Genomic DNA, 24,220 nt, shown 5'->3' with positions numbered 1-24,220 from the left:
GGAGGGCGCAGGCAGGTATGGAGCGAAGGCTTACCGCGATACTTGCTGCCGATGTGGTCGGATACAGCACGCTCATGGGCGAGGACGAGGTCGGTACACTCGAACGATTGAAGGGTTGCCGTCGCGAACTGGTCGACCCTGCGATCAAGGAATTCCACGGTCGCATTATCAAGCTCATGGGCGACGGCGCGCTGGTCGAGTTCGCCAGCGTCGTCGATGCCGTCCAATGTGCTGCCATGATCCAACGCCGGATGGCCGATCGCAGTAAAGGCACCGCTGATGCCCGGCAGATCCGGTTTCGCATCGGCGTCAATCTTGGCGATGTCATCGTCGAGGACAATGACATCTACGGCGATGGCGTGAACATCGCCGCTCGCCTGGAGGCCATGGCCGAGCCAGGCGGAGTCTGCATCTCCGGAACCGCATTCGATCATGCCGTCCACAAGGTTGATGTCGGCTTTGCCAGTCTTGGCGAGCAGCGTCTCAAGAACATCGCCGATCCGGTTCGTGCCTATCGGCTGCTGCTGGATCCCGCGGCCTCGGGAAAGGTCACAGCCGCGCCACACCGGCCGGGCCCGCGCGTCATGATCCTGGCAGGCGCCGCAGCCTTGGCGATTGCCGCGATTGCCGGCATTTTTGCGTGGCAGAAGTTCTCAGCGCCATCGCGACCATCGGTTGCCGTGCTGCCGTTTACAAACCTCGGGGGTGATCCGAGCCAGGACTATTTTGCCGACGGCATCACCGAAGATCTGATCACCGACCTCACCAAGCTTTCCGGTCTGGACATCATCGCCCGCAATTCCGTCTTCGCCTACAAGAATAGGCCTGCTGCGCTGGCCGATGTCGCGCGCGACCTTGGTGTCCGCTTCGTCGTCGAAGGCAGCGTCCGCCGCACCGGCGAGCAAATCCGCGTCAATGCCCAGCTTATCGACACAGCAAGCGGCGATAATCTGTGGGCCAACCGGTTCGACCGTGGCATGGCTGGTGTGTTCAGTGTCCAGGACGAGATGAGCCGGGAGATCGCCAAGGCGCTTGGCATGCAACCTTCGGCAGCGGAAAGCGAGCGCATGGCGCGCCCGCCAACCGAAAACCTCGAAGCCTACGATTACTATCTACAAGCCGAGACGGCGTCACGCAGCGTCCTGCAGGCCGGGCTGCGGGAGGCGCTTGCGCTCTATGAAAAGGCGGAGGGGCTCGACTCCGCTTTCGCAGAAGCCTTTGCGGCCGACGCGCGCACGACAGTCTATATCTGGCGTGAGGCCTTCAACGACATCATCCAGAGCGCACCAGCGCGCAAGAGAGCCTATGAGAAGGCGAGCCGAGCTTTGGAACTCGACCCGGACCTTTCATCGCCCTATGCAATTCTCGGTATCATGCAAGTCGTAAATCGCCGCTACGAAGATGCGATTGCCTCTGCCAAGAAGGCTGTTTCAATCGGTCCGGGCGATGCAGAGGCGCAAGCAGCCCTTGGATATGTTCAGTTATACGCCGGCAACTATGCCGAGGCAGCCACCGCAGTCGAGACCGCGCTCAGGCTCGACCCCAACCTTTCACCCATCAACCGGGAAACTGCTGGGCTGGTTTTTCTGCTCCAGGGGAATGTCGAGAAAGCGATCGAGACTCTCGAGCACACACGCGACGATGCGTCCACGGTTGGCAACTTTCGGTTTACGCTCGCTGCGGCGTATGTCCGCGGCGGCCGTCTACCGGACGCGAAAGCCGCAATCGCCGATGGGCTCCGCCTCGTAGCAGGGTCCAGCTACGTGGACTCCTTGGCTGGGTGGGAGATGACCCATGCACATTTACGAAGCCCGCAGGATCTGGCGATTCTCGTCGCCGCATTGCGCCAGGCAGGCCTACCCCAATGGCGCTTCGGCTTTACCCCGGACGAACACGACCAGTTGAAGGGTGCTGAGATCGCGTCCCTTGTCCTTGGTCATACACTGCAAGGCCAGATCGAACCCGGTCTCCAACCAGCCTTCCTTCAGATCGGGAACGACGGCAAGGCGGCTTTCCGCTCTACGACGCGGCTGGTCACCGAGACCGTCTACGTCGATGGCGATCTCTTGTGCGAGCAGAGCGAGAACCTGTTCGGGCGACCCGACTGCGGTCCCGTCTACAGACGCAATGACGCAGCCGGCAAAGGCTACTCCTATGCCAATACAAGTAAGGTGTTTCACTTCGCGGTCGTCCAGTAGGCGAACCTGGTCTCAGTGATACTTGTCGAGCTCCAAATTGGCCGCGACCTTCGGCCAGTTGGCATCGGCTTTCGGTATTTCTTCAGCTGCATGGGCGGCGAAATTGTCCGCATTGCCGACGTCGTAGATCAGGTAGAGCTTGCCGTCGATAATCTTGAATGCCTCAGGATCGACATTGACCGTGACCCCTCCGCCCACGACTTCGCCAGCACAGTAGCCGCCGTATTGAGGAGCGTACTTGACCGGTTCGCTCATGAACATTTCCTGGTGTTTCTTGCTGGCGAAATGCCAGGGTGTCCCCAGCCAGTCATAAGTGAACTCTTCGGAGCCCTTCACGGCCTTGCCGTCAGTGAAGTAAGCGACCGTGTCGTAGCCCATGATCGCCACACCGCCGAAATAGCCGGTGTTTACCGAATCGTCGGCCCGGGCCGATCCCGCGCCGGCGATTGCAGCTACCGCGACCAGGGCAGCCGCCTCCAAATTCCGTACCAGCCGTGACTTGATCATCGTGCTCATCTGCATCCTCCGTTAATCGTGGATTTCTGCGCACTTCGCCGCGTTCGCCTCGCCAAGGATTTTGGCTTGGCAGGTAGCACCATGGCGTTTGAACAGTCGTAAGATATCCGTGTTGCCCTTCCAGAATGCGCGCGTTGTCGGCATGTAGCCATGAGCCTCGGGATGGTTCACATCCGCACCTTGCGCAATAAGGAATTCGGCCAGTTCGACGTGGTTTTCCTCGCCGGCCACCAACAACGGCGTAGCGCCCGCCTTGTTGGCGGCATCGTCGAGCACCGCGCCTTTTTCCAGCAGCAGCTTGGCGATCGGCAGGCTTCCCGAAAAGGCCGCAGCATGAAGCGGGGTGAAGCCGCCCGAGTTACGCGCCATGACGTCGGCACCCTTGCTCAGCAGGAATTCGGCGATTTCCGGCTGGTTGTCGAGCGCTGCAGCGATGAGGAGGGTTGCCTGGTCGCGTGCCCGGCTGTCGACGTCGGCACCGCCTGCCAGGGCTTGCTCCAAGGCGGCCTTGTTGCCGGCCGCGATAGAGTCGAACAACAACTCACCTGCGGCTAGTCTTGTAGCCGCCAATACCAGCATGATAAGTGCCAGCAGTCCGCGCATCATGCAGACTAGCATATTAGCTTGGAGTCATACAAGCTGTCGACGTAGCTGACCTTGGGAACGGCGCCTGCGCCATCCGATCGCTAGGGTCGCCCGCATCGCAAACACCCCGCGCAAGCCCTCCAAACATGCCATCGGACGCACGCCCAAAAACACTATATGACTGCGCCGCAGGCCAATTTGCCCACGGAAGCCGATGCCGTTTTTTTCAGTCAAGCACACCACCGTTTATCGCCATAGCCAGAAGGTGAGCTTTCGCGAGCACCGGCTTATGCGCCATGGTGAGATGTGGGTTAGAGAGGCTTGAAGCCCCAGGCGATGATCACGCCTTCCAAAATGTTTAGCTCCCTCGTCGTCGCTTGGTTGGCGATGGCTATGGTGCCCATAGCACCTGGCCATTCGCTTGCAGCGCCCCAAACCGCCATTGCGACGAACGACTTTCTCAACAGCATCGGCGTCGTTACCACATTCCCCGATCGAGGCCAGCCGTTGGCGAGGACGATCGAGATGGTGCGCTATTGCGGCTTTCGATGGGTGAGGGCGGGAATAGAAGGTCTGAGCGACAACGGCCCCACAACCATCCAAACCTTTCTCGATCTGCATCGCGAAACCGGCGTGCGGCTGAATTGGGGATTGGTCAGTGGTGGGATTGATGTGAAGAAGCTGGTCGAAACAGGCAAGGTGCTTGCTGAAGCCGGCGCGCTGCTCGCGTTTGAGGGCAACAACGAGCCGAACAACTGGGGTGTCACCTATCAGGGCGAGAAAGGTGGCGGCAGCGAGCGCTCGTGGATGGCCGTCGCAAAGCTTCAGCGCGATCTCTACCAAACCGTCAAAAGTGATCCGGTGCTTGCGAAGTATCCTGTCTGGTCGATCTCGGAACCCGGCGCGCAGCGAGACAATGTCGGCCTTCAGTTCCTTACGATCCCGCCCGGCGCTGGAACCCGGATGCCAGACGGAACGAAGTATGCCGACTACGCCAATGTGCACAACTACATCTATCACTCACATTCGCCGTATCCGGCCGACAACAAGACGTGGCACGCTGCCGATCCAACCGCCGCATCCAGAGTGGACGGGCTATTCGGCAACTTCGGCGTCACGTGGGCGAGAGGGTTTCGGGGCTACACCCAGGAGCAACTCGATACGCTGCCGCGTGTCACGACCGAGACCGGGACCACGATCGGAGGTGCGGTCACGGAACAAATGCACGGCTTGAATTTGATGAGCTTGTACCTCGCGCAGTTCAAGCGCGGCTACGCCTACACATCGGTCTATCTGTTGCGGGACCGTACCGACGAAGGCGACAACCAATCTTTCGGCTTCTACAAGGCGGATTATTCACCCCGCAAGGCGGCGATCTACCTTCACAACCTTACGACGATTTTGGCGGACAAAGGTATCCTCGCCAAACCCGGCCAGCTCGACTTCACGATCGCCGACCAACCCGAGACCGTTCATGATCTGCTCCTGCAGCACAGCGACGGCACGTTCCAACTTGTCGTGTGGGACGAACGGTTGAGCGGCCAAGACCGCGTGATGGTCCATTTTGGCGACACGCGCGCGTCGGTAAGAACCTACGATCCAACAATTGGCGTTGAGCCTGTCCAAACACTGAGCAATTTGCGTTCGCTCGAAATTACGCTCAGCGACCATCCGATTGTCATCGCGCTTTCACCCAGCATGCAATGATGAAGCCGTCTCTCGGCAAGGCGCCGGCGTCGCCCGGCATTGTCGGCAACCGGGATTTGATCAGGGTGGCCGTCGCCAGGCATCCTCAACAAGCCATACCGCTTTCTGGAAGCTACTCCGGCAGCGCCTCGAGTTTTCTCGGGATGACCGTTGAGGTGAAGGTGGCGAAGGAAACCGGCGCATAGGCTCCTCGGTGTGGGTTCTCCGGCTTGGCGTTCGGCCGCCGACAGGCAGGAGCCGGGTGAGAGGTGTTCCAGCCTGGAGAGCACCTCTCACCCGCATTTGCCCCGATCCGGGAGGGGACGGATCAGAGCAATGTGACCTCTCCCTCAAGGAGAAAGGTCAGGCCGCCAGCGCCCCCGCTGTTCTCATTTCACCCCCCTAAAACAGCGCCCGTTCCACCGCCGGCTCCAGCGATTCCGCAAACGGTGTCGCCAGATGATGCCTGTCGCGATAGGCGAGCTGGCCGCCGATGAACACATGGCAGGTTTTGGCGTCGCAGAACTGGTTGGTCATGTCGATGTAGCTGGCGCCTGGAATGGCGCGCACGATGTTGCGCTCTATCGCCGCGTCGGTGTCGTTGGCGGCGTCGGTCCGCTTCTGGTCGCACAGTGACGGCCTCTGCCCGCGCCATAGCGCGCGCGCCACGCAGGTGTCGACATGCTCGTCGTTGAAGGGCACGTCGCGGATGAAAGCGACCTTCAGTCCGGCATGGCTGAACGCGGCAATCGTCGAGCGCAGCCCGGCACGCGAGTCGGCATCCTGGCTGTCGGGCGCCTGCATGCCGGCCGACATCTTGCGCAAACTCGTCTGCGCGATCTCCGAAATCACCACCAGGCTCGGCCGCGCGGCAATGATCTGCCTGATCGATCGCTCGCGCCACTGATCGCACTCGGTGTAGTCGCGTTTCAGCTTGCTCACCCAGACCGTCATCCGCGAGGCCCGGCAGGAGGATTTGAGCCAGGTGACGACCCTGGCGTCGTTCTTCTCAGCCGCTTCGATCAGCGGCGTCGACCACTGGTCGGCATGCGAGTCGCCAAACAGCGCAATCGTATGCCCGGCGGTTTGGGTCCCGAACATGCAGGGCTTTGGCGTCACCGACTCATAGCTGAGAACGCAGCCGGCCTTGCGGGCGGTGGAGGGGCGCGCCGCACTGGCGGCGATGCTGCGTTGCTGCGGGTCGAGCTCACTGACTGCGAAGTGCGCATTGGCGTAGGCGGCTGCGACGCCGGTGCCGGTCAGGAGCACAGCCGGCACCAGCGCCCGCGCCGCATTGGCCATCAGCCAGCGGTTGCGGCGGATCGGGTTCTCGATGAAGTGGTAGGTGAAGAGCGATAGCGCCAGTGTCAGCGCCATACAGCCGAGTCGCTGCAGTGGCGAAAGCTCGGGCACCATCGTCGCGGCATAGACGATCACCGGCCAGTGCCAGAGATAGAGCGAGTAGGAGAGCTTGCCGACCCACTGCAAGGGCGGCAGCGCCAGGATGGCACTGAGGCCATTCCTGACGCCGGCCGCTCCCGCCAACAGCACAAGGACGGTACCGGCCACCGGCACCAGCGCCAGCATACCGGGGAAGGGGGCGTCCTCGCTGAAAGAGAGATAGGCAATCGCAACCAGCGCCAGCCCGAGCCACGCCATTGCGGCGCCGAGGCGTGGGCGCTCCCGCCAGAATGTCACCGGCGCCATGGTCGCCAACCCGCCGGCGGCGAATTCCCAGGCGCGCAGCGGTGAGAAATAGAAGGCCCAGGGTTGCGCCACGGATGTCAGCCAGGCGCAGACGGCGAAGGAGACCAGGCCGGTGAGGCCGATCGCCAGCATGGCGCCGCGCTTGCCCGGGCGCAGCCACGCCGCCAGCATCAGCAGTGCCGGCCAGGCGAGATAAAACTGCTCCTCGACCGACAGCGACCAGAAATGGATGAACGGGTTGCTGGTGGCGTCGGCGGCGAAATAGTCGAACGACCAGCGGATCAGCCACAAATTGATCGCATAGGCCGAGGCGTACATGGCGCCCTTGGAATAGAGCGACTGCTCCTCCGGCGACAGGATCACCGCTCCGGCCACCAGCGTGGCGAGGATGACGAACAGCGACGCCGGCAGCAGCCGCCGGGCGCGGCGGGCATAGAAGCGCCACAGGTTCAGCCGTCCGGTCTCGCCGATCTCGGCCAGCAGGTGTTTGGTGATCAGATAGCCCGAGATGACGAAGAAGATATCGACGCCGACAAAGCCGCCAGGCAGCGCGGTCAGCTCGAAATGGAAGGCGATCACACCGGCCACCGCCAGTGCGCGCAATCCTTCGATATCGGGCCGGAACGATGCTGACATGGTAAAACCTTGTCCTGTCGCATGATCCCGAACCGAAGGTCCGGCTGGCGAGACGCCGTAACAATCTCGCCGGGATCACACGTGCTGCGGCGTCCCTGCGCGCCGGGATGGACGCGTGGGGCCGTAGCCGTTGACAGCCCGCCCGATGCAAAGACTCGACCCTACGGGCCGATATCGCAATGCAACAAATCTATCGCGGTGCAACATAGAGGGAGATTGGGCGGGGTGATGACAGCCAATCTCCCCCACGAGGGGGAGATCGGCAGCTTCAGCGCCAGCGCACTCACGCCTTCTTCAGGAACTCGGTTTTCAGCACCAGGCCCTTGACCTGCTTGGTGCTGCACTCGATTTCGCCGGGGTTGCCGGTGAGGCGGATGTTCTTTACCAGCGTGCCGCGCTTGATCGTCTCCGATGTGCCCTTGACCTTCAAATCCTTGATCAGGGTCACGGAATCGCCCTCGTGCAACTGCGCGCCATTGCTGTCTTTCACGATCGCGTCTGTCATGTCGGATCTTTCATTGGGTGGTCATCAACAGCGCCGGGCTTATCCTCCTGATGCCGGCACGGTCAAGCACGCTGAGCAGCCTTCCAGCCTGGCGGAAGCTCACCCCTGACCCGGATTGCCATGCGATTTTGTGCCGACCTCCCCCACAGGGGTCGAAGCAAGAGGTGCGCTCCCAATTCGCCAGCCGCACCAAGTTGCACGCCAGCTAAATATACCCGATCATGGCGGCTGGCAGGGGAGATCGCGAGTGGCGGCAAATCGTCGAAACGGCACGCAGCCGTCGGTTTCAGGGCTAGCTGGCATTCTGTCCGCCGCCAACGTTCATCCGCGCACCTCGTTGCCGACGGTCGCCACGATCGTGACGGCGGTGGCAGCACTGTATTTCGGGCGTGAGGTGTTCCTGCCGATCGCCATCGCGCTGCTGTTGACCTTCGCGCTCGCCCCCCTGGTGTCGGCGCTGAAGCGTGTCGGCATTCCCCGTCTTCCTGCCGTCATCGTCAGCGTGTTTGGCGCCTTCGCGGCACTGGCCCTGTTCTCCTTCATTGTCGCCACGCAGGTCAGCGAACTGGCGCAGAACATCCCGGCCTACCAGACCAACATCCTGACCAAGATCCATTCGCTCAAGCAAACCGGCGTCGAGGGCGGCATCATTGCCAGGTTGAGCCGGGTGATCGAGCGCGTCGGCCAGGAGATCGACCAGCAGGATCCGTCGCCGCCTGCCGCCGACAAGCCCAAGCGCGAGCCGGTGCCGGTCGAGATCGTCGCGCGGGAACGGCCGCTGCAGGTTCTGCAGAACCTGATCGGCCCGCTGATAAGCCCTCTGGCCTCGGCCGGCCTGATCATCATCGTCGTCATCTTCATGCTGCTGGAACGGGAAGATCTGCGCGATCGCTTCATCCGCCTCGTCGGCTATGGCGATCTGCATCGCACCACCCAGGCGCTGCAGGATGCCGGCCAGCGGGTTGGGCAGTATCTGATCATGCAGCTGATCGTGAACACCGTCTACGCCATACCGATTGCCATCGGGCTGTGGGTTCTCGGCATTCCCAATGCGCTGCTGTGGGGGTTGCTGGCGCTGGCGCTGCGGTTCGTTCCCTATATCGGCCCGGTCATCGGTGCGCTGCTGCCGCTGTTCCTGGCGCTGGCCGTCGCGCCCGGCTGGTCGCTGCTGCTTTGGACCGCCGGGCTGTTCGTGGTCATGGAGTTGGTCACCGGCAACGTCATCGAACCCTGGCTCTACGGCTCGCGCACCGGGCTGTCGCCGCTCGCCATCATCGTCGCGGCGATCTTCTGGACCTGGCTGTGGGGGCCGCTCGGCCTGGTCCTGTCGACGCCGCTCACCGTCTGTCTCGTCGTGCTCGGCCGGCACGTGCCGCAGTTCGAATTCCTCGACGTGCTGTTCGGCAACGAGCCGGTGCTCGAACCGCATGCCAGGCTCTACCAGCGGCTACTGGCTGGCGATCCCGATGAAGCCACCGACCACGCCGAAGAAATGCTGGAGGAAAAATACCTGGTCGAGTTCTACGACAAGGTCGCCATTCCCGCTTTGCTGCTCGGCGAGCAGGACCGCGTGCGCGGCGTCATGGGCGACCAGCAGAGGCGGCAGGTCGCGGCCAGCGCGCTGACCCTGGTGGCCAACCTCGACGACAGCGCACAGGAGGAGGCGGACGAGGACGACGAGCCGGCCGATGGCGCCAAAGTCGACACGGCAAAAGAGGCGGCGGAAGATGGCGAGGACGACACCGACCTGCCTGACGGCACCGGCATGTCGGTGCTGTGTGCCGGCGGCCGCGGCGAACTCGACGATGCCGCCGCCGCCATGCTGGCGCAGGTGCTCGAAGTGCAAGGGGCGACGGCCGCGAAGGCGAGCTTTGCCGACATCGAAGCGGCAAGCATTCGCGGCCTCGAACTCGGGGCCGTCGATACTGTCGTGGTTGGCTTCCTCAACCGCGATTCCGTCAAGCACGCCCGCTTTCTGGTGCGCCGGTTGAAGCGCGCCCGGCCAGCGCTCAGGGTCGGCATCGTGTTCTGGTCGGAGACCGGCAATGACGACAAGGAGGCTGCCGCCAAACTGGCCGGCGACCTCAATGCCGATTTCGTCGCCCATGACATGGTCGACGCAGCGCTCGGCGCGCTGTCCAACGAACCACCGGTAGCGCTCAAGCTCGCCGCCAAGCGCCGCCTGCGCCGCCGCCAGCCCGCCGCTAGGAAAGCGCCGCTCGCGGTCGCCAGCTGAGCCGGCGGCCAGCTCGATTTCTGACTCCTACGGCACCGTTTGGGTCACCCTGCGGCCGCGCGTCAGCAAGGCCAGCAGACCGAGCAGCAGCGCACCCACCGCCCAGCACACCATAGGCAGCGCTTCATATTTTAGGGTAGTGGGTCAGTCTGAATTTTGTCGATGTGAATCAATCTGCGATGCCAACTAGAAGCAGGCCAACCGCCTCTTGACCTTGGACTAGCGACCGGTGGCCCTTGCTGCCTTTGTCATTGAGCAAGAGAACATCGCCCCGCCGAAAGTCGGCTGAAGTTCCGTCGGTGGTCGTGATTTTGAGGTGACCTTGGAGCAACACCACCAATTGCCTGCGCGGCGTCGCATGGTATTGCGGGTCCCATCCGGGCGGCAATTCAAGAAATACACCGGTCGTCATCGGCATTTCGGGTGAAGCGCCTATGGGGGCAGATGGAGGGGCAAAGTCGCGTTCCGCAAGATTCACCGGAACATTGCGCAAGTGCGTCTCGCTAACTTCGTCAGCATATATTTCCGTGATTTGCATTGGCTTCCCCCGAATGTTTAGGCGGCAACGTGCTTCTTGTAAGCCCCACGCTTGCGGTCAATCTTCGCCTCTTCCACTTCCACCAGCGCAACAATGTCGCCAATCTCGCAAAGTTTGCCAGTCACGCCAGCAGCCATCGCCAGTGTCATCCGCAACGTTGCATGGATGCGAACAAAATTGTAGTACATGAAATGCAGGGCAACCACATTGGCGTGCATTTCCACCTTCTTGGAAAAGCCGTTTGTCAGACGTGTGAACCGGCGCATATGCATCCGCATTGTCAGGTTCTGCCGTTCCGCAAACGACGTGCTGACGTGCTTGATGTCTGGATTTCCTTCGATCCGTTCTTTCCGTGCGCCAGTGCATTCGGGGGGCTGTAGCGGCCCTTGGCGCTGTCAGGCGAAGTACCGTAAATCTTGACCGGCATGGCGTAGTCGATGTCGCCGCCGAATGCACCTTCAACAGCCTCCAGATAAGCCCTGTGGCTGTCGCTGGTCAGCTGGACGCGATTGGCGAGGCGGCGGAGAGATCATCCATGAAGCTCATCGCATACTGACCCATTACCTATTTTAGCGATAACTTGACAACGCTGCCGTCTTGACGACAGTGGCAGGCAGGTCATTTTGGGCATGGGGACGATGACGAAGAAAATCTACGAGAAGCCGACGCTCGACAAGCGCCAAAAGCTGTCCATGGTGACAGCAGCGATACCTGCGTCCACGGACTAATCAGAAGAAATAATCGCATTTGGGGCCGCTCCCCATGGGGGAGAAAAGGCTGGCTGCCAGGAGCGGGCGGTACACTTGTAAGTGCCCGCCCGTCCGGCGCCCCCGCCAATGCCATTGTTTACGAAACCCCTCAGCCCCGTCATCAACAGCCACGGTTATGGCGTAACCCACGACTGTGCGAATATCCATTGGCGGTGGGCGCTGTCAACGCCGCCTGCCAGGGCGCTGGGGTGGCGATTTCGAACCTCTTTGGATGCCGCGCCGACGGTCGGCGCCTGCGCCTTCGCGGTCGTGAAAAGCTTTGGAAAAGGCGGTTTTCCGGGGTTTTTGACAGCTTCGGCCCGGGACGAATGACAGCGAATGGGTTGCCGGCTAGGCGCTTGAATCGACTGGTTTTTCACTGGTCAGAGCGTTTTGCCAGAGCGTTTTCAACTTGACTTTTTTTGGGTGTATTTTCCCGGTGGCCGTTTTGGAGCATGGGCCGTCGCCATCCGCCACCCTCATGAGGTGGTGAGAGGCGATGGCCATGGAGCACTGCCGCGCGACGATGACAATCGGGCGGTTCGCGGTCATCGCCGCGACGGACGGCTTCCTCGCTCGCTGGTCGGGCGGCTTTTTGTGTTCAGGTTGAAACTAAGCCCGTTCCGGCTCGTTGCTTCGATACCAGGATAAATCCTGGTGGCTCTAACCTCCATTCGCCCGCTGGTCAGTGCCGGCGGGCGCTTTGTGATTCATCGAGATCGCACGCCAATGGCTGGGCGAATGCGATGTGCGGATTTTCAACAAAAAGGTCTGGATAGAGCCGGCGCTGGGTGAGAAGCCTACGAAGGCCGTTCCCTGCCAATCGCGACATACTCGAAAACTCTTTCCCTGGGTGTCGTTTGGCCCGCCCTGATCAAGGTTTCCGTCACTCTGATCCAACTCGCCTCACCTCGTCTCAAGGTGACTTCTCTTCTTGTCGCCCGTTCGGCGGCTTCGAAGGGGATCGGTGCTTCAATCAGGTGCGTCGCCAGAACGATGTCGTTTTCGATTTCTTCGACGCGATAGGTTTTCATCGCTCTGGCCATCTCGCTGACTATCCGCAGCCTGATCTGTAACCGAATGATCGTGCAAGATTCAGTTGCCTATAAGTACACGTCCGTAGACATCGAAACATGTTGACAAACGGCTTTACATGAGCGCCGGCTAATGGAGCGGGCGAGCTAGAGAATCGCTATGTTTTGGGGTTCCGAGGATGCATGCAGGGCGGATTTTTGCCCACCCGCATGCCTTGCCTTATCGGCCGCTCAGGCTAGCCCCTCGCCAGCACGAAATCATGCTCGACCTCCCAGAACGGGCCGGCGAATTCGAGCTTTTTTGCGCGTGAGAGATCGTCGATGCGCTTGAACTCGGCGAGCAGGCTTTCCTTCACCCCGAACACGGCGTCGGAATTGATGTAGGGATCGTCGGGGTCGAAAATGTGGGTGGTCAGCGTCTCGAAACCTTCGGCCTTGAGGATGTAGTGCAGATGCGCCGGGCGGTAGGGGTGGCGTCTGAGCGCGTGCAGCAATTTGCCGACCGTGCCATCGTCGGGGATCGGGTAGAATTTCGGCTTCACCGCCCGAAACCAGTAGCGCCCGTCGGCGCCGGTGCGGAACACCCCGCGCAGGTTGAAGTCGGGCTGGATGCCCTTCTGCTGCACGTCGTAGAAACCCTCGTCATTAGCCTGCCAGACATCGAGCACCGCATTGGCGATCGGTCTGCCCTCGGTGTCGAGGATGCGGCCATGGATGAACATATCCTCGCCCTTCCGGTCGAGGCAGATGTTGGCGCCCATCGGCAGCTCCGGCGCATCGGCGAGATGGAAGGGCCCGAGCACCGTCGATTCCGAGGCGCCCGACGGTTTGCGGTTGTTGATCGCGTCGACCAGCATCGAGACGCCGAGCACGTCGGAGAGCAGGATGAACTCCTGCCGCCAGTCGGTGCACAGCTGTCCGGTCCGGGTCAGGAACTGGATCGCCTCGAACCATTCGTCCTGCGTCGGTTCGATCTCCTTGACCGCCTCGTGCAGTTTTCGGGTGATGACCTCCATCACCGCCTTCAGCCGCGCGTCTGTGGCGTTCTTGTTACGGCCGGTGACGACCTCGACCGAATTCGCTTCGGTGAAGAAGCCTTTTTCATGCGCTTCCATATCTTTCACCTGTCCAGGATTGACGTCAGGGCTTTGCGCAGGTCTGCCGTCGGGTCGCTGCTGATGGTGTCCTTGCGCCAGCCGACATGCTGGTCCGGCCGCACCAGCAACACACCGCTGTCGCGCACCTCGCGGGCGCGCGCCCAGTCGCCGGAAAAGTCCTGCCAGTTCTGGCGCGGGCCGATCAAATGGCCCGCGATGTCGATGCCCAATTCCTTGCCAATCGCCTTGGCCGCGTCGAGCCAGCCTTGGCCGCCAATGCCGGTCAGCACGGTGAACCTGCCATGGCCGGTCAGGTCGAGCGTCGAGGCCTTGGCGCCCCGATGGGCTGGGTCGTCGGAATGCACCCAGACATGCGGCAGCCGCGCGCCCGGCCATGAGGTCGGCTGATAGTGTAATTCGGCGTCCTTCTCGAAGGCCGGCTCCTTCTGGCCGTCGGCGACGATGGCGTTCGAGATATAGCGCTGGTTCATCTCGACGCCATGCGCATCGAATTCATAGACTTTTGAGGCGATGGTCTCGCGGATTTTCGCCCGCTGCGCTTCGGCCGCCGGCGTGTCGTCGCAGCGCGCATCCATGTTGGACTGCATCTTCACCGGGTCGATGGAATCGAGCAGGCCGAGCGCCTTGAAGATCGGCCCAAACTCTTCGATCGACTTGTTGGCGCGGGTGACGATCTGCTTAGCCACCGGTGCACGCTCCTGCGAATAGCTTTCGAGCAGTTTTTCGCCCGCCTTGCCCTTGAGCACATAGGCAAGCTTCCAGGCGAGATTGAAGCCGTCCTGGATCGAGGTGTTGGAGCCCAGCCCGTTCGATGGCGGGTGGCGATGGATGGCATCGCCCATGCAGAAAACGCGGCCCTTTGAGGTTTGCGTGGCGTGCATGTTGTTGACGGTCCAGGTCGACACCGACTGGATGTCGATCTCCAGCTCCGGGTCGCCGACCAGGTCGCGCGCCACTTTTTTGGCGAAGGCGTCGTCGACCTTGGGCGCCGGCTGGTTGATGTCGTAACCCCAGACGATCAGCCATTCGTTCCACGGCCGGATCATGCGCACCAGGCCCATGCCGATGCCGCCGACATCGGCGCCCGGCTGCACCACCCAGTAGAGCACCGAAGGGCGGTGGGCGACGTATTTCGACAGATCCGCCTTGAACAGGATGTTCATCGAACCGCCGACGCCCATCTTGCCCTCGAAGGGCAGGCCGGCATGTTCGGCGACCAGCGAATTGCCGCCATCGGCGCCGACCAGATATTTTGAGCGGATGGTAACGTCCTTGCCGGTCAGCCGGTCGCGGCAGGTGGAGGTGACGCCCTCGGCATCCTGCACATGCGAGACGTATTCCATCGACATGCGCGATTGCGTGCCGCGCGAACACGCCGTCTTGAACAGCAGCGGCTCCATGAAGGTCTGCGGCAGATCGTTCATATGCGAGGGTGAGGACAAGAGATGCTCGGCGCGGCTGAGCGGGTGCTTGCCCCAGCTGCGCATGCGGCCGATTTCCTCGCCGGCCAGCGAGGTGCAGAACACATTCTCGCCCATCAGATCCTGCTCGGTAGCGTGCATATAGGCTTCGGCCTCGACCTCCTGGCCGAGGTCGCGCAGCACTTCCATGGTGCGCTGATTGGTGATGTGCGCGCGCGGCGTCGCGGCCAGCCAACGATAGCGGTTGATGACCATGTTCTCGACGCCATAGGTCGAAAGCAGCGCTGCGGTCGCCGAGCCGGCAGGCCCGGTGCCGATGGTCAGCACGTCGGTGGAAATGTCAGCCATGCGGCTCTCCCTTTTTGGCTAATGGTAGTGGTCCGCCGGTCAGCCGGCGGCGAACCGGAAAAAGCTGGATGCCGGTGCGCTCTGCGAACAGGCCCCACAGGCCGCGCGGCGCAAACAGCATGATGACGATGCCGATCAGTCCGAGGATCAAGAGATACCAGGAGCCGTAATCGGCAAGCAGGTTCTGCAGGATGTAGAAGACGATGACGCCGACGATCGGACCCTCGATCGTGCCGATGCCGCCGATGACGACGATGAAGATGACATAGGCGGTCCAGTCGACAACGGAGAAGGCGGCGTCCGGCGAGATGCGGGCCTTCTGCACATAGATCAGCGCGCCGCAGAGCCCGGTGCCGAAGGCCGCTGAGAGATAGACCAGCGTCTTCATGCGGCGTGCGTCGACGCCAACCGAACGCGCGGCCTCCTGGTTGTCGCGCACGGCGGCGAGCCCCAGTCCTTGCTTCGAACGCAGCAGGCGGTAGACGAGCCCGATCGTGGCGATGGCAAGCAGCAGCGCCAGCCAGTAGGTCAGGATGTCGCCGGCGCCGGAGGATTTGACGCCGAACAGCTCGCCGACCAGCTTTAGCGCCGGCATGTCGCGGGCCGCCTCGCGCGGCAGCGAGGTGCCGGTGCCGCCGCCCAGCATTTTCCATTGTGCAAGCGCGAGCCGCACCACTTCGGCGATGACCCAGCTGCCGATGGCAAAATAGGCGCCTTGCAGGCGAAACAGGAAGAAAGCGGTGGGGATGGCGAGCAGCGCGCAGGCGACACCGGCGAGCAGGATCGCGAGCAGCGGGTCGATCCCTCCGAGGATGACCAGCGCGAACATGGCGTAGGCGCCAAAGCCGACAAAGGCCTGTTGCCCCACCGAGACCAGCCCGGCATAGCCTGCCAGCAGGTTCCAGTTCTGCGCCAGCACCAGCATGGTCAGGATGAAGAACAAATCCTGCAGCACGCTGCGCGAGACGAACAGCGGCGCGGCAAAGCCGAGCAGGATGATCAGCGCGGCGACAATGGCGAATGTCGCCGACGCCCTCGTTCGCGTTTCGACTTTCCAGCCTGTGAGGGAGGCGTCGGTCATCGCGCTCAATCCACGGCCCGAGGAAACAGGCCGCGCGGCTTCACCAGCAGCACTGCCAGAAACGCCAGATGGCCGGCCAGGATCTGCCATTCCGGGTTGATTGCCGCCCCAAAAGTCTGCGCGACGCCGATGACGATGCCGCCGAACAGCGTTCCCCACAGCGAGCCGAGGCCGCCGATGATGACGGCTTCGAAGGCATAGATCAGCCGCGCCGGACCGATGGTCGGATCGAAATTGGCGCGTGTGCCGAGATAGAGTGCGGCGATCGTAACCACCACCATGGCGATGCCGGTGGCGGTGGCAAAAATCCGGTTCGGCTGGATGCCCATCAGCCCGGCGGTGACCGGATCGTCGGAGGTGGCGCGGAAGGCGCGGCCGAGCGCGGTGCGGTAGAACAGCTGGTTGAGACCGACGATCACTCCGATGGCGGAGGCGAGGGTAAATAGCGGCATGACACCGACATTGATCGGCCCGAGCGCCACCGAGGCGGAGTCCAGTCCGCCTACCGGGATGCGCCGGCTGTCGGCGGAAAAACCTTCGAGCAGCCCGTTCTGGATGACGATCGACAGGCCGAAGGTGACCAGCAGCGGCGGCAAGATGTCGGCGCCGAGCGTACGGTTGAGCAGATAGAACTGCAGCACCCAGCCGATGGCGAACATCACAGGCATCGCCACAAGGGCTGCCACGAACGGATTGAGCCCGAGCGCCGAAACCAGCACCAGGATCAGGAAGGCGGCAAGCACGATAAGGTCGCCATGCGCCAGATTGACCAGCCGCATGATGCCGAAGACGAGGCTCAAGCCCGCGGCGAAGAGGGCGTAGAGGCCGCCGAGCAGGATGCCCTGGATGATGGTGTCGAGGGCGCTGGTCATGGCGTTTGACTCGATCGCCGATTGGCAAAGCCGAGTTCCTTCGCGCCCCCCTCTGTCCTGCCGGACATCTCCCCCTCAAGGGGGGAGATTGGCAGCTTCGGCCGCCGTGCCTCTCTTTTAACGTTTGGAAATGGCCACGGCCGCAGCGACATCCAATCTCCCCCCTTGAGGGGGAGATGGCCGGCAGGCCAGAGGGGGGTGCCTGGGCGCGGACTATGCAGATGGTTTCCCATAGCCATCCCTCAATGCCCGAAATACGCAGCGTGAATATCCTCACGCGTCAGCGCCGATGGCGCGCCGGAGAGCGTGATGCGGCCTTCCATCATGCAATAGACGCGGTCACTCACTTTCAGCGCCTGGCCGATGTCCTGCTCGACCATGATGATCGAGGCGCCGGCCGCGCGGATGCTGGGAAAGGCGGCGTAGATATCTCTGATGACCACCGGCGCCAGGCCAAGGCTGATCTCGTCGCACAAAAGCACGCGCGGGTTGGACATCAGCGCCCGGCCAATCGCCACCATCTGCTGTTGGCCGCCGGACAATGCCGTGCCCGGATTGGCGCGCCTCTCCTTCAGGATCGGGAACAATTCATAGACGGTCTGAAGGCTCCAGTGACCGGCAACCGCGCGGCCATAGCGGCCAATCAGCAGGTTCTCCTCGACGCTGAGCGAGGGGAACAGTTTTCGCCCCTCCGGCACCATGGCGATGCCGCGCGCGACGATGTCGGGGGCGGGCAGGGCGCCGATCTTCTCGCCGTCGAACAGCACCGCGTCCGGCTGGTTGGCGAGAATGCCCGCGATCGAGCGCATCAGCGTCGTCTTGCCGGCGCCGTTGGCGCCGATGATGGCGATGGTCTCGCCTTGGTCGAGCGCGATGTCGACGCCGAACAGCGCCTGGAAATCGCCATAGCGCGCAGTGAGGTTTTTGGTCTCGAGCAGCGCCATCAGACTTCGATCCCGAGATAGATTTCCCGGACCTCGCGTGACGCCATGACGGCATCCGGCGCGCCCATGCCGATGATCTTGCCGAAATTGAGCACCAGCAGCCGCTCGACCACCGAGTTCAACGCATGCAGCACATGCTCGATCCAGATGATCGACATGCCGCCTCTGTGAATGGCGCGAATGGTTTCGACCAGCATGCCGCATTCGCCCTCGGTCAGGCCGCCGGCGATCTCGTCGAGCAGCAGCACCCTGGGTTCGGTCGCCAACGCGCGCGCCAGTTCCAGCCGTTTGCGCTGCAACAGGCTTAAAGTCCCGGCGGGATGGTTGGCGCGGTCGATCAGTCCGGTCTCGACCAGGATCTGTGCACAGCGCTCGCCGACCTCGGCTTCGCTCTTACGCGCGCCGAAGGCGCCGGCGACCAGCAGGTTCTCGAACACGGTCAGTTTCTCGAAAGGCTGCGGGATCTGGAAAGAACGGCCGACGCCGGCAAGGCAGCGCTGCATCGGCGGCAGGCGGGTCACGTCCTGGCCATCGAAGCGGATCGTGCCGGCATCGACTGATATGTTGCCGGTGATCAGGTTGAACAGTGTCGATTTGCCGGCACCGTTCGGGCCGATGATGCCCAGCGCCTCGCCCTCGCCAAGCTCGAACGAAACCGCATCGGCGACGGTCAGGGCGCCGAAGCGTTTCGAGACATTGGCGAGCGCGAGGATGGCCATGGCCTAGGCAATCGCTTCCATCTTGCCGCCGGTCGGGATGTTCGGCGCGGTCTGGTTGTCGGTGATGACGAGGTCATAGCCTCCGCCATCCTTCAGCCGCCACTGGCCGCCGACCAGCGGCGTCTTGGCGACATTCTTGGCGGCAAAGGGTGGCAGCTTGGCGCCGTCCCAGGCGATCGGTCCAACCAGCGTGTCGAGCTTGGTCGCGGCAATTGCCGCCGCCACCTTGTCGCCATCGCCGGCTTCGCCGGCCCGCTTCATCACATCGACGGCGATCTCGAACAGCGCATGGACAAAGCCGATCGGCTGCGTCCATTGCCGGCCGGTGGCCTTGGTGAAGCCCGCGGCGACCTGCGCCGCGCTTTCGCCGGTGAGCGACGACTTGAACGGATGGTTCGGCGTCCACCAGACCTCCGACGACAGATTGTGACCGGACTTGCCAAGCGCCTCGACCGATTGCGGGAACAGGATCGCCTTGCCGATCGAGGCCACCTTGGGCGTGAAACCCTGCTGCTTGGCCTGGTTCCAGAAGGTGGTAAAATCGGGCGGGATCATCACGCCGGTGATGATCTCGCAGGAGGCGCCCTTGAAGGCATTGATCTGCGCCGAAAAATCGTCGGTCAGGTTCTGGTAGCGGCCCGTGTCGGTCAGCCCGTAGCCGCCCTTGGCCAGCACCGGCGGGAAGCCGACCGTGCCGTCGCCCCAGGCGTTGCCGTCGCCATCATTGGGAAACAGCCCGCCGACCTTCTTGTTGGTCTCGAGCTGCGCCCACATGTTGGTGAACACGGCAATGACGTCTTCCAGCCCCCAGAAGAAATGGTAGGCATAGTTGAAGGGCTTCCATGAGGCCGGGTCGCCGGGATTGCCCTGCTGGCCGATGAACCAGGGCTGCCAGGGCGCCACCGTCGACAGGCAAGGCACTTCTTCCGCCTCGCAAGTAGTAGCGACCGGGTTGGTGGTCTCCGGCGTCGAGGCGACAAGCATCAGATTGACCTTGTCGTTGACGATCAGTTCCTTGGCGACTTCGGCTGCCCGGTTCGGGTTGGATTGGCTGTCCTTGACCACCACTTCGTAGTTGAGGCCGGCAGCCTTGGTGGCGGCCAGAAAACCGTCGATGATGAACTTGTCGGCCTCGGCAAAAGCCGCCAGCGGGCCGGATTGCGGGCTGACATAGCCGAGCTTGATCGGTGCGTTCTGCGCGATCGCCGGCATGGCCAGCCCCGATGTACCGGCAAGCACGCCGGTCGCGGCGGTGTTCCTGATGAATTCGCGTCTGGTGATCATTGCTGTTCCTCCCTCTGTTCGTTTCAGTCTTGCGGACGTCTTCCCTCCCACGCGTCCTGCAAGAGGACGCGGATAGCGGCGCGGTCGAAGGGCCGCGGATTCCAGTATGGATTTTGGGTCGCGATCTCGGCGGCGCGGTCGAGATCGGCTTGCTTGAGGCCGAGTTCCCTGAGCGTCAGAGGCGCGCCGATGGCTTTGGCGAAATCATGCAGACCGCCGCCCGCACTGCCGAACATGTCGGCGACCGGCTTCAGCAGCTCGGGCACGGCGGCGGCGTTGAAGCCGATCGTGTGCGGCAGCATCACCGCATGGGTCTCGGCATGCGGCATGTCGAAGGAGCCGCCCAGCGCGTGGCAGATCTTGTGGTGCAATGCCATGCCGACGGTTCCGAGCACCGTGCCACAGAGCCAGGCGCCATAGAGCGCTTCGCCGCGCGCTTCGAGATTCTTGGGCTCCTTCACCAGCACGGCAAGCGCTGCCTTCAGGGCGCGCAGCCCTTCGCTCGCCATCAGCGTCGAGACCGGATTGCGGTCCTGCGCATAGAGCGCCTCGGCCGCATGCGCCATGGCGTTGAGGCCGGAGGTGACGCTCATCGCGACAGGCAATCCGATTGTCAGTTCGGGATCGTAGATCACCACTTCCGGCAGGATTTTTGGGTCACGCAGCGTGGTCTTCACGCCGGCTTCGGTCTGGCCGAGGATCGGCGTCACCTCGGAGCCGGCATAGGTGGTCGGGATGACGATCTGCGGCAGGTCGGTGCGCCAGGCGATCGCCTTGCCGAGGCCGGTGGTCGAGCCGCCGCCGAGCGCGACGACACAGTCTGCGTTGACCTCGCTTGCCTTGGCCATCGCCGCCTCGGTAACCTCGACCGGCGTGTGCATGGCCGCACCGGAAAAAGTGCCAGCCGCCAAGGACCCCAGTTTTTTCGCCAGCGCCTCGCCATCGGCCGCCTGGTGCGGTGTCGACAGCACCAGCGCGCGTTTGCAGCCGAGTTTTTCGACCGAACTTGCGACATCGGCCGAGGCACCATTGCCGAAGACGATATGCGCCGGGCTGCCGGAATAGGTGAACGAACGTGTCATGCTGCCCGGCTCCCCTTGCGCGCCATCACCATGACGAAGCCGAAGTCGAGCGACCAGCTGTCGCGGCCTTGCCCCGTGACGCGGTTGAAGTCGCCGACCAGTTCCGGCTTGACGCCGAACAGCGCATCCTCGTCGAGGCGCGGGTCGCCGCGCTCGAACACTTGCGTCGTCAGCGTCTCGAAATTGTCGGCGCGGATGAGAAAATGCAGATGCGCCGGCCGGCTGAGCGGATAGCCGATGCGGCCGAGCAATTGCCCGACCGGCCCGTCATCCGGCACGCTGTAGCCGGCGGGTTTGACCGTGCGGTAGTGAAAGCGGCCGTCCTTGTCGGTGGAGAAGACACCGCGCAGATTGAATTCCGGCTGCAGATCCGGCTGCTGGTTTTCGTAAAACCCTTGCGAATTCGCCTGCCAGGTCTCGACCGTCGCGCCTGCAATCGGCATGCCGTCGAGATCGGCGACGCGCCCGGAGACGGTCAGCGGCGCACCGACTCCATCGAGGCAAATGTCGGCGCCGAGCGGCAGCCGTGGCGCGTCGCCGCGATAGAATGGGCCGCGCCCGGTGTTGGGCGTCGCGCCCCTTGGGCGCCGCGAGTTGATCTCCTCGACCAGCGCGGTGACACCGAGCAGGTCGGAAAGCAGAACCCATTCCTGCCGCTTCTCGTCGCTGGCATGGCCGATTTCGGTAAGGAAGGCGATGGCCTGCCGCCAGTCGGCGGCGGTGGGGCGGGTTTCGCGGACGATCTGGTGGAGATGATCGACAACGCTGGCCAGGAATTGCGGCAACGGCCCGGCCGTGGCCTTCAGCAGGCGCTGGGCGACGAGTTCGGACGAGTTGGCCTCGTTGAACGATGATGGGCCGGCCTGCGACATGGTCCTCCCCAGGTTTCACTTCGCGAAGGGGACATTAACGCAGGCCGTGCATGAAGATGATGATTTCTCCTCGGATTAATATATCATATCGTTATGAAACTCGACGAACGGCATCTGGTTCAGCTCGCGGCCGTGGTCCAGGCCGGCGGCGTCACCGAAGGCGCGGCCCTAATTGGTCTGTCGCAGCCGGCGGTGTCGCGCACTTTGTCAATGCTGGAGAAGCGGCTTGGCGAGCCGCTGTTCCTCAAAGGGCGCCGGCCGCTGCAGCCGACGCCGCTCGGCCGCGCGCTCGCCGATCATGGCCAGGTGATGCTGGCGGCTTCGCGCAAGGCGTCCGACATCGTCGCCAATTTCAGCCAGGGCCGCTCGGGCGTGGTGCGGGTCGGCGGCACGCCGTTCTTTATGGATGCGCTGATCTCCGGCATGATCGCCGATTTCCAGAACGCCTATCCCGATGTCCGCGTCGACCAGAGCTATGGTTATCTCTCCGACCTACGCGCCGCCATCAATGCCGACCGCATCGACCTTGCCGTCTGCCCGATCGACATTCTGGAGGAGGGGTCGGGCATGGAGTTCCGCGAAATCCTGCCCGGACGCAATGTCGTCGCTTGCCGTGCTACGCATCCGCTGCTGCTGCGCCGCAAGTTGAAAACCGGCGATCTGCTCGACTACCCCTGGATCGCGCCGCCGCCCGGCAGCCCGCTGCTGGAAGACCTGCGCAGCCTTTTGTTGTCGCTCGGCGCAACCGAGATAAAAATCCGCTACTCCGGCGGATCGCTGACCAGCGCCATCAATTACATGAAGGAAACCGACGCGCTGACCGTGCTGCCGCACAGTGTCGTCTTTGCCTTTCGCAAGGACAAGTCGATCACGGCGCTGCCGGTAGCCATCCCGCATCCCGAGCGCGCGCTCGGCCTGCTCAGGCGCGCCGACACACCACGCACACCGGCCGTCGATGCCTTTGCCAGGCACATCCGCCAGAGCTTCGACAACCTCAAGCACCTGATCAAGCGCCACGAGCAAGCGGTGATCTGGGGGGCTTAGGCGCGGCTGGCTCTCACGCCAATTTCAGCCGAATTTCAGCCTGCGGTCAGGACGGTTGACCGGGATCCAGGCACCATGGCTGCATTCCACGTGGCTGAAGGATCACGCCATGACGCCCGCCGAAATCGTCCTTGCCGAATTCACGGTCTTCAACGCACTGCAGATCGTGTCCTACATCCCGCAGATCGTCTGTGTCGTACGCGATCGCCGGCCCCTCTTTGGCCCCGTTGTAGGAAAGCAGCAGGCAGAACCACAGACTTGAAACGGGAACAAAACCGCCATGGCAGACGCGCACATCAAACACTGGGACGAGAACCATTCCCGCGGCTTCCTGGACAACGGGCGCTATTTCGTGCCGGAACGGGAGCGCCAAATCGAGATCATCGCCGACCTCATTCCGCAACCCGCGCCGGGCGGCCTGCTGGTGGAGCTGTGTTCGGGCGAAGGGCTGCTCAGCCGCGCGCTGCTGGAGCGCTTTGCCGACTGCCATGTCCTGGCGCTCGACGGCTCGGCCAAAATGCTGGAGCAGACGCGGCAAACCTGCCGCGACCATGCAGGCCGCCTGACCGCGGCCGCGTTCGAACTGGCGGAGCGCAACTGGCGAGGTTTTGCTGAGCCGCCGCATGCCATCGTCTCCTCGCTCGCCATCCATCATCTCGACGGCCGCGAGAAGCGGACACTGTTTGCCGACCTTGCGGCGGCGCTTAGCCCCGGCGGGGTACTTATTGTGGCCGACATCGTGCGCCCGCCAAGCGCTAGCGGCCTCGCCATCGCCGCGCGGCAATGGGACGAGGCGGTGCGCGCCCGGGCGCTGGCGATCGACGGCGATCTCGCCGCCTTCGCCGAGTTCAATCGGCTGGGCTGGAATTACTTCCGCAACCCCGACGGCGAACCGATCGACAAGCCGTCCTCGTTGGCCGAGCAACTCACCTGGCTTGCGCAAGCGGGCTTCACTGAAGTCGACTGCGCCTGGCTGTTCGCCGGCCACGCCATCTTCAGCGGGCGAAAGCCTTGATGTCTTGGGGCGGGCGTGATGTCTTCGAGC

General features: G+C 62.9%; 21 protein-coding genes and 2 pseudogenes. 7 read left to right on the top strand and 16 right to left on the bottom strand.

The features are described 5' to 3' along the window. The first annotated feature begins 17 nt into the window (after positions 1–17). Positions 18–2,198, top strand: a complete 2,181-nt coding sequence (locus AC1DXU_RS08715; RefSeq protein WP_477367035.1) for an adenylate/guanylate cyclase domain-containing protein — start codon at positions 18–20, stop codon at positions 2,196–2,198. 12 nt (positions 2,199–2,210) lie between these two features. Here AC1DXU_RS08715 and AC1DXU_RS08710 read toward each other — a convergent pair whose 3' ends face one another. Both AC1DXU_RS08710 and AC1DXU_RS08705 read right to left on the bottom strand, forming a co-directional pair. Next, positions 2,211–2,714 (bottom strand): YHS domain-containing (seleno)protein, encoded by a 504-nt coding sequence (locus tag AC1DXU_RS08710; RefSeq protein ID WP_477367032.1) that lies wholly within the window; start codon positions 2,712–2,714, stop codon positions 2,211–2,213. Positions 2,715–2,726: 12 nt separating this feature from the next. Further along, positions 2,727–3,317 carry an ankyrin repeat domain-containing protein gene (locus AC1DXU_RS08705; protein ID WP_477368908.1) on the bottom strand — a complete coding sequence of 197 codons (591 nt, stop codon included), beginning with the start codon at positions 3,315–3,317 and terminating at the stop codon, positions 2,727–2,729. 318 nt (positions 3,318–3,635) lie between these two features. On the opposite strand from AC1DXU_RS08705, the gene AC1DXU_RS08700 reads away from it, so the two are divergent. Continuing rightward, on the top strand, positions 3,636–5,006 hold the full coding sequence (locus tag AC1DXU_RS08700) for a glycosyl hydrolase (protein ID WP_477367029.1): 1,371 nt from the start codon (positions 3,636–3,638) through the stop codon (positions 5,004–5,006). A 35-nt stretch (positions 5,007–5,041) separates the two neighbouring features. Then, positions 5,042–5,191: pseudogene (locus AC1DXU_RS08695) on the top strand (transglutaminase family protein); the annotation flags it as partial. A gap of 196 nt (positions 5,192–5,387) precedes the next feature. Here the strand turns inward: AC1DXU_RS08695 and AC1DXU_RS08690 are convergent. Together AC1DXU_RS08690 and AC1DXU_RS08685 are read right to left on the bottom strand one after the other, a co-directional pair. Beyond that, positions 5,388–7,328 carry an acyltransferase family protein gene (locus AC1DXU_RS08690; protein ID WP_477316597.1) on the bottom strand — a complete coding sequence of 647 codons (1,941 nt, stop codon included), beginning with the start codon at positions 7,326–7,328 and terminating at the stop codon, positions 5,388–5,390. 283 nt (positions 7,329–7,611) lie between these two features. Continuing rightward, on the bottom strand, positions 7,612–7,833 hold the full coding sequence (locus tag AC1DXU_RS08685; protein WP_477242115.1) for an alkylphosphonate utilization protein: 222 nt from the start codon (positions 7,831–7,833) through the stop codon (positions 7,612–7,614). Between the two features lie 247 nt (positions 7,834–8,080). Here AC1DXU_RS08685 and AC1DXU_RS08680 point away from each other — a divergent pair, with 247 nt between their 5' ends. Further along, positions 8,081–10,069: an AI-2E family transporter gene (locus AC1DXU_RS08680; RefSeq protein WP_477316599.1), complete on the top strand. Its 1,989-nt coding sequence runs from the start codon at positions 8,081–8,083 to the stop codon at positions 10,067–10,069. 169 nt (positions 10,070–10,238) lie between these two features. Here AC1DXU_RS08680 and AC1DXU_RS08675 read toward each other — a convergent pair whose 3' ends face one another. The 12 genes and pseudogenes from AC1DXU_RS08675 to AC1DXU_RS08620 form a co-directional block, all read right to left on the bottom strand. Continuing rightward, a complete protein-coding gene (locus AC1DXU_RS08675; RefSeq protein ID WP_477316601.1) occupies positions 10,239–10,607 on the bottom strand; it encodes a cupin domain-containing protein in 369 nt (122 codons plus the stop codon). Between the two features lie 17 nt (positions 10,608–10,624). Next, a pseudogene (locus AC1DXU_RS08670) lies at positions 10,625–11,162 on the bottom strand (IS1 family transposase); the annotation flags it as partial. A 994-nt stretch (positions 11,163–12,156) separates the two neighbouring features. After that, the gene (locus tag AC1DXU_RS08665) at positions 12,157–12,390 is read right to left on the bottom strand and encodes a hypothetical protein (RefSeq protein WP_477367026.1); all 234 of its coding nucleotides are present in this window, start codon (positions 12,388–12,390) and stop codon (positions 12,157–12,159) included. Between the two features lie 236 nt (positions 12,391–12,626). Beyond that, complete coding sequence (locus AC1DXU_RS08660; RefSeq protein WP_477367023.1) at positions 12,627–13,505, bottom strand: intradiol ring-cleavage dioxygenase; 879 nt, start codon at positions 13,503–13,505, stop codon at positions 12,627–12,629. A gap of 5 nt (positions 13,506–13,510) precedes the next feature. Next, positions 13,511–15,277, bottom strand: coding sequence for an FAD-dependent oxidoreductase (locus tag AC1DXU_RS08655; protein WP_477367020.1), 1,767 nt, complete (start codon positions 15,275–15,277; stop codon positions 13,511–13,513). Then, positions 15,270–16,358 carry a branched-chain amino acid ABC transporter permease gene (locus tag AC1DXU_RS08650; RefSeq protein WP_477367017.1) on the bottom strand — a complete coding sequence of 363 codons (1,089 nt, stop codon included), beginning with the start codon at positions 16,356–16,358 and terminating at the stop codon, positions 15,270–15,272. The genes AC1DXU_RS08655 and AC1DXU_RS08650 overlap by 8 nt, the downstream gene beginning before the upstream one ends. 5 nt (positions 16,359–16,363) lie before the next feature. Further along, on the bottom strand, positions 16,364–17,230 hold the full coding sequence (locus tag AC1DXU_RS08645) for a branched-chain amino acid ABC transporter permease (RefSeq protein WP_477367014.1): 867 nt from the start codon (positions 17,228–17,230) through the stop codon (positions 16,364–16,366). Positions 17,231–17,472: 242 nt separating this feature from the next. Next, entirely contained in the window at positions 17,473–18,174 is a 702-nt protein-coding gene (locus tag AC1DXU_RS08640) for an ABC transporter ATP-binding protein (RefSeq protein ID WP_477316613.1), read from the bottom strand. After that, a complete protein-coding gene (locus tag AC1DXU_RS08635) occupies positions 18,174–18,893 on the bottom strand; it encodes an ABC transporter ATP-binding protein (protein ID WP_477367011.1) in 720 nt (239 codons plus the stop codon). Before AC1DXU_RS08635 ends, AC1DXU_RS08640 begins: the two co-directional genes overlap by 1 nt. Positions 18,894–18,896: 3 nt before the next feature. Then, positions 18,897–20,177, bottom strand: coding sequence for an ABC transporter substrate-binding protein (locus tag AC1DXU_RS08630; RefSeq protein ID WP_477367008.1), 1,281 nt, complete (start codon positions 20,175–20,177; stop codon positions 18,897–18,899). Between the two features lie 23 nt (positions 20,178–20,200). Then, entirely contained in the window at positions 20,201–21,259 is a 1,059-nt protein-coding gene (locus AC1DXU_RS08625) for a maleylacetate reductase (protein ID WP_477367005.1), read from the bottom strand. After that, positions 21,256–22,131: a dioxygenase family protein gene (locus AC1DXU_RS08620; RefSeq protein ID WP_477316621.1), complete on the bottom strand. Its 876-nt coding sequence runs from the start codon at positions 22,129–22,131 to the stop codon at positions 21,256–21,258. Before AC1DXU_RS08620 ends, AC1DXU_RS08625 begins: the two co-directional genes overlap by 4 nt. Before the next feature lie 93 nt (positions 22,132–22,224). Between AC1DXU_RS08620 and AC1DXU_RS08615 the strand changes: the two genes are divergently transcribed. The 3 genes from AC1DXU_RS08615 to AC1DXU_RS08605 all read left to right on the top strand — a co-directional run bounded on the left by AC1DXU_RS08615 (position 22,225) and on the right by AC1DXU_RS08605 (position 24,190). Next, entirely contained in the window at positions 22,225–23,175 is a 951-nt protein-coding gene (locus AC1DXU_RS08615) for a LysR family transcriptional regulator (protein WP_477367002.1), read from the top strand. A 109-nt stretch (positions 23,176–23,284) separates the two neighbouring features. Then, complete coding sequence (locus AC1DXU_RS08610; RefSeq protein WP_477366999.1) at positions 23,285–23,437, top strand: hypothetical protein; 153 nt, start codon at positions 23,285–23,287, stop codon at positions 23,435–23,437. A gap of 18 nt (positions 23,438–23,455) precedes the next feature. Beyond that, positions 23,456–24,190, top strand: coding sequence for a class I SAM-dependent methyltransferase (locus AC1DXU_RS08605; RefSeq protein ID WP_477366996.1), 735 nt, complete (start codon positions 23,456–23,458; stop codon positions 24,188–24,190). The last annotated feature ends 30 nt before the right edge of the window (positions 24,191–24,220 follow it).

The sequence above is a fragment of the Mesorhizobium sp. P3_A10 genome, from assembly GCF_056403175.1.
This window is presented reverse-complemented; position numbering and strand designations above follow the sequence as displayed.